The sequence below is a fragment of the Nocardioides sp. genome (genome assembly GCF_030655615.1).
GTDB lineage: Bacteria > Actinomycetota > Actinomycetes > Propionibacteriales > Nocardioidaceae > Nocardioides.
The window spans coordinates 23,108-32,995 of sequence record NZ_JAURVJ010000022.1; the positions used below are offsets into that span (position 1 = coordinate 23,108).

9 protein-coding genes and 1 tRNA gene are annotated in these 9,888 nt (G+C 70.0%); 6 read left to right on the forward strand and 4 right to left on the reverse strand.

Annotated elements, in window-relative coordinates:
• The first annotated feature begins 61 nt into the window (after window positions 1-61).
• The 3 genes from Q7T52_RS01795 to Q7T52_RS01805 all read left to right on the forward strand — a co-directional run bounded on the left by Q7T52_RS01795 (window position 62) and on the right by Q7T52_RS01805 (window position 1,828).
• Entirely contained in the window at window positions 62-232 is a 171-nt protein-coding gene (locus Q7T52_RS01795; RefSeq protein WP_304799008.1) for a hypothetical protein, read from the forward strand.
• A 76-nt stretch (window positions 233-308) separates the two neighbouring features.
• Window positions 309-381: transfer RNA gene (locus Q7T52_RS01800), tRNA-Thr, on the forward strand.
• 142 nt (window positions 382-523) lie between these two features.
• A complete protein-coding gene (locus Q7T52_RS01805; RefSeq protein ID WP_304799009.1) occupies window positions 524-1,828 on the forward strand; it encodes a lipase family protein in 1,305 nt (434 codons plus the stop codon).
• A 198-nt stretch (window positions 1,829-2,026) separates the two neighbouring features.
• On the opposite strand, the gene Q7T52_RS01810 is transcribed toward Q7T52_RS01805, so the two are convergent.
• The 3 genes from Q7T52_RS01810 to Q7T52_RS01820 all read right to left on the reverse strand — a co-directional run bounded on the left by Q7T52_RS01810 (window position 2,027) and on the right by Q7T52_RS01820 (window position 4,175).
• Window positions 2,027-2,797, reverse strand: coding sequence for an SDR family NAD(P)-dependent oxidoreductase (locus Q7T52_RS01810; RefSeq protein WP_304799010.1), 771 nt, complete (start codon window positions 2,795-2,797; stop codon window positions 2,027-2,029).
• An 88-nt stretch (window positions 2,798-2,885) separates the two neighbouring features.
• Window positions 2,886-3,662 carry an enoyl-CoA hydratase-related protein gene (locus Q7T52_RS01815; protein ID WP_304799011.1) on the reverse strand — a complete coding sequence of 259 codons (777 nt, stop codon included), beginning with the start codon at window positions 3,660-3,662 and terminating at the stop codon, window positions 2,886-2,888.
• Between the two features lie 12 nt (window positions 3,663-3,674).
• Window positions 3,675-4,175 carry a nuclear transport factor 2 family protein gene (locus Q7T52_RS01820; protein WP_304799012.1) on the reverse strand — a complete coding sequence of 167 codons (501 nt, stop codon included), beginning with the start codon at window positions 4,173-4,175 and terminating at the stop codon, window positions 3,675-3,677.
• A 211-nt stretch (window positions 4,176-4,386) separates the two neighbouring features.
• Between Q7T52_RS01820 and Q7T52_RS01825 the strand changes: the two genes are divergently transcribed.
• From Q7T52_RS01825 to Q7T52_RS01835, 3 genes are read left to right on the forward strand one after another with little or no spacing between them, the layout of a single operon-like run.
• A complete protein-coding gene (locus Q7T52_RS01825; protein WP_304799013.1) occupies window positions 4,387-6,336 on the forward strand; it encodes an NAD(P)/FAD-dependent oxidoreductase in 1,950 nt (649 codons plus the stop codon).
• Window positions 6,333-8,033, forward strand: a complete 1,701-nt coding sequence (locus Q7T52_RS01830; protein ID WP_304799014.1) for a class I adenylate-forming enzyme family protein — start codon at window positions 6,333-6,335, stop codon at window positions 8,031-8,033. The genes Q7T52_RS01825 and Q7T52_RS01830 overlap by 4 nt, the downstream gene beginning before the upstream one ends.
• A 14-nt stretch (window positions 8,034-8,047) precedes the next feature.
• Window positions 8,048-8,701, forward strand: a complete 654-nt coding sequence (locus Q7T52_RS01835) for a carboxymuconolactone decarboxylase family protein (protein ID WP_304799016.1) — start codon at window positions 8,048-8,050, stop codon at window positions 8,699-8,701.
• 24 nt (window positions 8,702-8,725) lie between these two features.
• Here Q7T52_RS01835 and Q7T52_RS01840 read toward each other — a convergent pair.
• On the reverse strand, window positions 8,726-9,888 hold a 1,163-nt coding region (locus tag Q7T52_RS01840), incomplete at its 5' end, for a class I adenylate-forming enzyme family protein (protein WP_304799017.1).

Genomic DNA, 9,888 nt, shown 5'->3' on the forward strand with positions numbered 1-9,888 from the left:
CTAGGGTTCCTGACGGGAACCAAGGCTACCCCTGGAATGAGCGACGGCTCAGAATGGAGCCATGTTCGCCCACACCTGCACCGTCTGCTCCGAGCGCTACCTGATCTTCCCGAGCCAGCTCACCGGCGTCAGCCCCGCCGAGGACGGCTTCGTCATCGGCTTCGAGTGCTGGTGCGGCGCCGCCCAGACCGAGCCTGCCGGCCGGCGTACGGCCGATCACCGGGCCGCCTGACATCTCGTTTTCGTCCCGCCCGCGCTCGTCCGTATACTTCCCGACGGTCGTCAGGGCATCTCGGTGCGTGGCGCCGGCCGCCTTAGCTCAGTTGGTAGAGCGAGTCACTCGTAATGACTAGGTCGTCAGTTCGATTCTGACAGGCGGCTCAGCGTTTCTGCAGGTCAGAGCAACTTCACTGGATCAGCCCTCACGAGAGGGCTGGTCCAGTTGCAGTTTTCGGTTGCAGCTGCGTGCACTGCAGTGCACGGGGACGCATCGCCAGCATCAGGCTGAGTGAGACCATCAACCATGAGCGAGCGCGCGTTCGACTGGACGGTCCCGCACACCGATGAACGCACCGTTCGTCGGCCTCTTCGACCGGGTGACGACCCGTTCTACGACGAGCCCGCGGACGTTGCGGGGCTGGCGCCCGGCACGATCGTGCGCAGCAGGCAGGTACGCGTCGCGTTCCTCGGCCTCGTCACCCAGCGTGGGTTGACCGCGTGGCAGCTCGCCTACCGCAGCACCGACCTCCATGGACGGGCCGAGGTCGCGGTGACGACGATCCTGATGCCACGCGGGCACGACCCGAAGCACCCCCAGCGGCTCGTCGCCTACCAGTGCGCGATCGACGCCGTCTCGGACCGCTGCTTCCCGTCCTACGCCCTGCGCCCGGGTGCCAAGGCGTGGGGCGAACTCCCGCAGTTCGAGCTCACGATCATCGCCGGCCTGCTCGACCAGGGGTACGTCGTCAGCCTGAGCGACCACGAGGGACGCCACGGCTACTTCGCCGCGCCGCGCGAGCCGGGCTACCGCGTCCTCGACGGGATCCGCGCCGCGACGGCCTACCCGCCGACCGGGATGAGTCACGACACGCCGGTCGGTCTGATCGGCTACTCCGGGGGCGGCATGGCCTCGGCCTGGGCCGCCGAGATGGCGCCGCGCTACGCGCCCGAGATCCTGCTCGTCGGGGCCGTCCTGGGCTCACCGGTCGGCGACCCCGGCGAGGCCTTCATCAAGCTCAACGGCGGGCTCAATGCCGGACTTCCGGCCCTCGTCGTGTCCGGCCTGCGGCACGCCTACCCCGGTCTCGGCGAGGTCGTGCGCCGACACACCCACGACGACGGCATCGAGCGCCTCGACCAGCTCCAAGAGCTGACGACCGTTGCTGCCGTGGTGCGCTACGCGTTCGATGACTTCGACGACTTCGTCGACCCGCCCCTGGCCGACGTCCTCGCCGAGCCCGAGGTGATCGAGGTGTTCGACGACCTCCGCCTCGGCCTCACCGCTCCGCAGTGCCCGATCCTGGTCCTGCAGTCGGTCCACGACCAGATCATCGACGTGGCCGACGTCGACGCCCAGGTCGCTCGCTACGTGGAAGCAGGCGTCGAGGTGAGCTACGTACGCGACCGGCTCAGCGAGCACATCTCCTTGATGGTCCTCGGCCTGCCGGCGATGCTGACCTGGCTGGAGAAGCGCTTCCAAGACGACCCGGAACCGGTCACCACCCGCACCCGCACCGTCACCTCGATCGCCCTCTCGCCGCGGACATGGCCGGGCTTCGTCCGCATGTTCACCGCGGCAGCAAGGACGGCAATTGGCCGCGCCGGCTGAGGGTGACCCGGTTCGCCTGCGGCGCAGCCCGGTGGCGAGCCGTGGGGGCCGCCCGGCGTTGGCACGAGCGGGCGCATCGGCCACGCCCATAGGCGGCGCAAAGGGACAGAGCCTTCGGTCCAATCTTCGTCGACCTACCGACGTGGTGACCGGGGTGGCGCGGCTGTTGGTTGCGGAGCGTGGTCCGACCACGGAAGGTCAGCGGACGGAGATCAGGCCGCCGTCGACCGGGAGGAGCTGGCCGGTGATGAAGCGGGAGTCGTCGCTGGCCAGGAAGACCAGGACCGGCGCGAGGTCGGTCGTCGGGTCCCCGAACCTGCCACCGAGAGGGATCTGCTTCTTGGTGTCCTCGTCGTGCGCCGCCAGCGACTCGGGGGTCAGCTGCGCACGGAACTCCGTGTACATGGGCGTCACGACATAGGGCAGCACCGCATTGACCCGGATGCCGTCCGGCCCCCAGTCACGAGCCACGCTTCGGGTCCAGGTGTGGACGGCCGCCTTCGAGGCGCCGTAGGCCGAGTTGGCGGGCTCGGCGGTGAGGCCTGATTCGGAGCCGAAGTTGATGATCGCGCCCGAGCCCTGCGGCTTCATCACCGCGTACGCCGCGGCGTTGGTGTGCACGGTGCCGTAGAAGTTGACCGACATGATCCGCTGCAGCAGGTCGGACGGGATGTCGTGCACCGGGGCGAAGGTCTGGATGCCGGCGACGTTGACCAGCACGTCCAGGCCGCCCATTGCTTCGGCCGCCCCCGCGAAGACGGTCTCGACCTGCGCGCGGTCGGCGACGTCGAGAGACCGGAAGGTGACGGGCACGTCGCCGGACGCGTCCTGCGCGACCCGGGCGCCGAGGTCGGCGTCGACGTCCATGGCGGTGACGGTGGCGCCGGCCGCGGCGAACGCTCGGACGGTGGCCTCGCCGATGCCCCGGGCTCCGCCGGTGACGATGATCTTCTTGTCGCTGAGCCTCACGTGTTCCTCCTTGAACGGGGTGCGCCTGGCGCGCAGGGCGCCGGGTCACCCGACTGGCCAGGTCGAGATGATCTAGATGAACGGAAGGTCAGCGGCCCGTCCACACGGCCTGGCGCTTCTCGGCGAAGGCCCTGCGGCCCTCCTTCACGTCCTCCGAGGCGGCGTAGGCCTCGATCGGCTCGTACTTCGTGGAAAGGGCGTCCTCGAGGGAGCCCGTGAGCCCGCGGGTGGCTGCGTACTTGGCCGCCTGGTTGGCCAGGGGGGACGCGGCGCAGACCTTCTGGGCCCAGGCGTCGGCCGCCGCGTCGAGCTCGTCGCGCGTGGTGACCTCGTTGACCAGGCCGTGCTGGAGGGCCTCGGCGGCTCCGAGCCGCTCGCCGGTCAGGACCATCGCCATCGCGACCCGGTGGGGGAGCTGACGCAGGGCGCGGTGCATGACCCCGGACTCGCCGATGATCCCGGCCTTGGTCTCAGGGAGGCCGAACTGGGTGGTGTCGGCGGCCACGATGATGTCGGCGCACATCGCCAGCTCGAACCCGCCGCCGAGGGCGTAGCCGTGGACGGCGGCGATCAGCGGCTTGCGCAGGACGCGCAACGGGCCGCCGACCCCGGTGAGCCCGCCGCCGAGGGCGAGCCGTGACGCGTCAGCGCTGGTGCCGCCGCTGATGTCGGCGCCCGCGCAGAACGCGCGGTCGCCCGCGGCGCCGAGGACGGCCGCCCAGATGTCGGGGTCGTCGTCGATGCGGTCCCACGCCTGGGCGAGCTCGAGGTCGAGCTCGTGGGAGATCGAGTTGAGGGCCTGGGGGCGGTTGAGGGTGAGGTGGGCGACGTGGCCGTCGACCTCGAGCTGCAGCTGGTCGGACATCTGATCGTCCTCTCAGACCGTGTTGGTGCGCGGGATGGGGTTCAGGGCGTCGAACTTCGCGTGGTAGGTCTGCGTGCCGGCGCCCTTGAGCTCCCTGCGCTTGATCCGCCAGCCCGCGTCCGTCCGGACGAGGATGTCGTGGTACTGCCCCATGAGGACGCCGTCGGCCCGGTCCCGGTTGTACTTGTGCCAGGCGTAGAGCGCCGACCGCACGTGGGCCGTGTCGGGGTCGACGAGGTCGATCACCACGTTGGACACGTGGTGGCTCGTGCCGGCGAAGAAGGCGCCGACGCCGAACTTCTCGCTCTGCAGGGTCTCGCGGTAGGCGTCGATCCCGTCGGCACCGTGGTCGCCGCCGTAGGAGATGAAGCAGTCCGGTGTGAAGAGTTCTAGGAGCGAGTCGGTCTCGTTGAGGTCGATGAAGTTCGCGTAGTCGTAGAGGACCTGGGCGATCTCGTCCTTGTCGACCAGGATCTGGACCGCCCCAAGGACGTTGTCCTGCGTCACCTTCATGGGTTCTCCGTTCACGTCTGCGTGAAGTCAACGCGATCGTTGACGATAGGTGACTACGGAAGCACCCCGATCGGGATCTGTCAACGCGGGCATTGACGCCAGCCGCCACGATTGTCAACTATCGCGTTGACAGCCCTGGTGACGAGTGCCACGATGGGCGTCATCCCACCTGTCAACTCATGTGTTGATCACGCTTGTAGGAGATGTCTGCATGGATGCCACGACGAGCGAGGGCATCGACGGCCCCGCCTCGGTGACCCTCGACCGGCTCACGGAGGCCGAGGTCCGCACGGCCGTGGGGATCGCCAACGTCCCGGCCCTGCTGATGGTCGTCGCCCAGTTCACCGGCGACAACCGCTGGCTCGAGCGTCCCTACCGACCCACGAGGGGCAAGGGGCTCGGCGACCACGACAGCGGTGGGTTGCCGACGGCGGTGCAGGAGGAGGTCCGCCAGGCAGCCGTCGAGGCGATCCTGCGGCTCCAAGCCGGCGAGACACCCGCCATCGTGCAGCCGTCCGACGAGCTGACCGTGAAGATGATGAGCGTCTGCATGGGTGAGCCCGTGGGCAGCGAGTACGGCCCGATGCTCTCCTCCGAGATCGCCCGCCGGATCGACCCGACCCTGCCGGAGCTGCAGATGCCGCCCGTCGGCTTCCCGCCCGGCTACCGAGTGCTCGTGATCGGGACCGGCGTCGCCGGCATCGCTGCGGCGCACCAGCTCGAGGACATGGACGTCGACTACACGATCGTCGAGAAGCAGCCGGAGTCCGGCGGCAACTGGCTCCAGAACACCTATCCGGGCGCCGGGGTGGACACCCCGAGCCACCTCTACTCCTTCTCCTTCGCCAAGAACGACTGGGCCCGCCACTTCGAGCTCCGCGACGACCTGCAGCGCTACTTCGCCCAGACCCTGAAGGACCTCGGCGCGCAGCACCGGGTGCGGTTCCAGACCGAGGTGGTGTCGTCGACGTACCGCGAGAACGACCAGAGGTGGGACGTCGTCGTGCGCTCGGTCGACGGCGTCGAGGAGACGCTCGTCGTGGACGTGGTGATCAGCGCCGTCGGCGTGCTCAACCGCAAGCGGATGCCCGACCTGCCCGACCTCGACACCTTTCGCGGCGTGCAGTTCCACTCCTCGGAGTGGCCCGAGGACCTCGACCTCGACGGCAAGCGGGTGGCCGTGGTCGGCACCGGCGCGAGCTCGATGCAGATCTCGCCGGCTATCGCGGATCGCGTCGGCCACCTGACAATCTTCCAGCGCTCTCCGCAGTGGGTCGCACCGTTCGAGAAGTTCCTGGCCCCGATCCCCGACGAGCTGCGGATGCTGATGCAGACCTGCTCGCTCTACCACGCGTGGTACTGGATCCGACTGTTCTGGCAGTTCGGCGACAAGGTCATCGAGTCGCTGCGGATCGACCCCGAGTGGGGTCACCCGGCGCGCTCCGTCAACGCCCGTAACGACGCCCACCGCGAGTACTTCACCCGCTACTTGAAGAGCCGGCTGGAGGACCGACCCGACCTCGTCGAGAAGACGCTGCCCGACTACCCGCCGTTCGGGAAGCGGATCCTGCTCGACAACGGGTGGTTCGACACGATCCAGCGCGACGACGTCGACCTCGTCACCGAGTACGTCACCGCCGTGACGCCGACCGGCGTGGTCGACGGAGCCGGCACCGAGCACGAGGTCGACGTCATCATCTGGGCGACCGGCTTCCAGGCCGCCCGGTTCGTCTCCTCGATGGAGGTGCACGGCGCCGACGGGGTCGGGCTGCGCGACTTCTGGGACGACGACGACCCGCGCGCCTACCTCGGGGTGTCGGTCCCCGGGTTCCCCAACTTCTTCATGCTGGGCGGGCCGAACTCGTTCCCAGGCAGCGGCAGCTTCATGTACTTCATGGAGGTGCAGATGCGCTACATCCGTGGCCTGCTGACCGAGATGCTCGCGGGGGGCGTCACGGCGATCGACGCGCTCCCCGAGGCCAACGACACCTACAACGCGCTCGTCGACGACACGCACGCCCGCACGGTGTGGACGCACCCCGGCATGCGCACCTACTACCGCAACTCGCAGGGGAGGGTCGTCTTCGTCATGCCGTTCCTCAACGTCGAGTACTGGAACATGACCAAGGACGTCGACCTCCACCGCTACACGCTCAGGTGAGCGCACCCCGATCAACGACGATCATGGAGAACACGATGATGGACGATGCGCAGGAGCTCGCCACCTGGACCGAGGTGCTCCCTCTCGGCGACCTGTTGCTCCGCTCGGCGGACCGGCACCCCGATCGCGACGCCCTGGTGTTCCCGGGCGAGCGACACACGTTCGCCGGCCTCGCCCGGCGCGCCACCGACGTGGCCCGCGGGCTGGTTGCCCTCGGCGTGCGCCCGGGCCAGCACGTCGGCCTACTTGCGCAGAACACCGTCGAGTACGTCGAGGGGCTGTTCGGGGTCGCGCTGTGTGGCGGGGTCGTCGTCCCGATCAACGCCCGGCACAAGACCTCCGAGCTCGCCTACATCATCGACAACGGCGACCTGGTCGTCGTGCTGTCCACCGGTCGCGAGGACGGCGGCTACCTCGACTTCACCGAGCTGCTCGGCCGGGCGCTGCCGTCCCTCGCGCAGGCAGGGGACAGCCGCGCTCTCGCCCTGACGGAGGCACCGGCGCTCCGGGCGGTCGTCGCCCTTCGTGGTGCCGTCACACCCGGAGTGCTGGACCGCGCGGCGTTCGACGACCTCGCCTCCCAGGTGTCCGTCGACGACCTCAACCGCGCGCGAGGGCAGGCCCGGGTCCGCGACGCCGCGATGATCCTCTACACCTCCGGCACGACCGCCAACCCCAAGGGCTGCGTGCTCAGCCACGAGGCCGTCGTACGCGGCCCGCTGCACCGCGCGGTGCACCGGCTCGGCACCGGCGACGCCGACGTCACCTGGGGCGCCGGCCCGCTCTACCACGTCGGCTGCCTCAGCCCGTTCGTCGGATCGATCGGTGCGGGCGGCACCTATCTCACCGACCTCTTCTTCGACCCCGACCGGGCGCTCGAGCTGATGAGCCAGGAGCGGGCGACCGTGGCGTTCCCATGGTTCCCGGCGATCATGCAACCCCTCTTGGACAGCCCTGTGTTCGACCCCGCCCGGCTCGACGCCCTGCGGTCGATCCTGGTAATCGGCCCTCGACCCCTCATCGAGCAGGTCCAGCAGACGTTCCCCGACGCCGAGATGATCGCCGCGTGCGGCATGACCGAGGCTGCCGGCATCTACGCCCTCAGCGACCGGACCGAGACCACGCTCGAGCGTTCCGAGGCCCAGGGCAAGGCGGCGCCGGGCGTCGAGCTACGCATCGTCGACCTCCTCACCGGCGAGGACCTCCCGGACGGGACGATGGGCGAGATCCTGCTGCGTGGCTACTGCGTCATGACCGAGTACTACAAGGACCCCGAGAAGACGGCCAGCGCCCTCGACCCCGACGGCTGGCTCCACACCGGCGACCTCTACAGCCGTACGCCGGACGGTCGGGTGATCTTCCACGGCCGGCTCAAGGACATGCTCAAGGTGGGCGGCGAGAACGTGGCGACCATCGAGATCGAGTCCTTCCTCTGCTCGCACCCCGCGGTACGGATGGCCTCGGTCGTTGGTCGGGCCGACCCGCGGCTCGACGAGGTGCCGGTCGCGTTCGTCGAGCTCGAGAGCGGCCACGACCTCGACGCCGAGGAGCTGCGCGACTACTGCCGCGGCAAGATCTCCAACTACAAGATCCCGGCGGAGGTCTTCTTCATCTCCGGCGAGGACTGGCCGATGTCGACCACCAAGATCGACAAGCGCAAGCTCCGGGCGCGGATCGCCAGCGCCGTCACCGTATGACGGCGAGGCGGAAAGTGGGTCCGATCGACCTGGCCAACCTGCGGGCCGCGGTCGAGGAGCGCCTCGCGGGCGCTCCTTCCGGAGCGGCGCTGCCCGACACGACCCGCGTCCTGGTGCGCTACGCACTGTGCGCCTCGGTCCTGGTCCTCGACGTCGAGGCCGCCGAGCAGCACGCCGCAGAGGCGCTGGAGCTGGGCATCACCGCCGGTCAGCTGCACGAGGTGCTGGCGCTCGTCTCCGGCCTCGGAGTTCACTCGCTGATGGAGGGCAGCCGGAGCCTCGCTGCCCTCGTCGAGCGTCGGGGCGGTTCGGTCCCCGAGGTCGACGAGACCCGGTCGGCCCTGCGCGAGCGGCTGCTCGGCTCGGCGCCGTTCTGGGCGGTCTTCGAGGCCCACGTGCCCGGGTTCCTCGACGCACTGCTGCGCCTGTCGCCCGACGCCTTCCAGGGCTTCGTCGACTACGGCGCCATCCCGGCCCGCACCCGGCTGGTGGACCCACTGGTCAAGGAGCTCGTCTCCGTCGCGGTCGACGCGATGCCCACCCACCGCTACCTGCCGGGGCTGCTCCTGCACGTCGACAGCGCCCTGCGGCTCGGCGCCGGCCGGACCGAGGTGCTCGAGGTCCTCGACCTCGCCGCGCAGGCACCTGCGGCGCCCGGCGTCCGCTGACCCCGCGTCGGTCCGAACGAGGACTCAGTCGAGGTCGCGCGCGATGACCCGGCCGCTCCCGGTGCGCGGGAACTCCCGATGCGTCCGCACCACGTCGGGGACCGAGCGCTTGCCCAGAGCCTCGCGGCACCACGACCGGAAGGCGTCCTCGTCGTACCCGGCGGCGGGGATCACGTGCGCAACCACGACGGCGTCCAGGATGGCGTCCTCGCGGGCGGTCACGGCGACGTCACTGACCAGCGGGCAGGACTGCAGGTCGAGCTCGAGGGCGTAGGTCGAGAGGTTCTCCCCGCCTCGACGGATGATGTGCATCTGACGGCCCCGGAACTCGAAGCGCCCGCCCGGGCGCCGCACCATGACGTCGCCGGTGCGCAGCCAGCCGTCCTCGACGATCGTGGCGGCGGTGGCCTCGGGGTCCTCGTGGTAGCCCGCCATCAGGGTCCGACCCGGCACGCCCTTGACCCAGAGCTCGCCCGGGTCGCCGTCGGGCACGTCGTCGCCTGTGGGGTCGACGAGCCGCACCGCCTCGACCCCGACGAACGGCCGGCCGATGGTCGTGCGGTCGTCGTCCTCCCAGACCGACCCGCCGAGCACGCCGGTCACCGACTCGGTCTGCCCATAGATCTGGCGCATCGCGACCCCGGGCACGAGCCGGTCCCAGTTCTCCCAGTCCGCAGCGCTCAGGGTCATGCCGTACTGGACCAGGCGGAGGTCGCCGGCGTCGACGGCGCCGCCGCGCGCGACGGCGCGGTGCAGGGCCATCCGCATCGGCGGGGCGACCATCGAGCTGACCGTCGCGCCACTCCAGCGGGCGGCATCGAACCAGGAGCCGGCGCTGAAGCGGGGCACCACGGCGATCGAGCCGCCGGTCAGGAACGGCGGCGCGCACAGGTAGAGCTGCGCGTTGGTGTGGAAGAACGGGCTGCACAGGTAGTGCCGGTCGCCCGCGTCGAACCCGCTGTTGCGCGCGAGTCGCTCGGCGGCCATCACCACGTTGTGGTGCGTCAGCCGCACCAGCTTGGGCGTCCCGGAGGTCCCCGACGTCGGCAGCATCGTGGCCACCTCGTCAGCGACCGCCTCGCCGGGCTCGGCGACGGCGGCGGGCAGGTCGGCGAGCAGCGCGCGCAGCCCGACCACCCCGGAGTCGGCCGCCACCAGCAACGTCGCGCCGGACCCAGCCGCGGCGA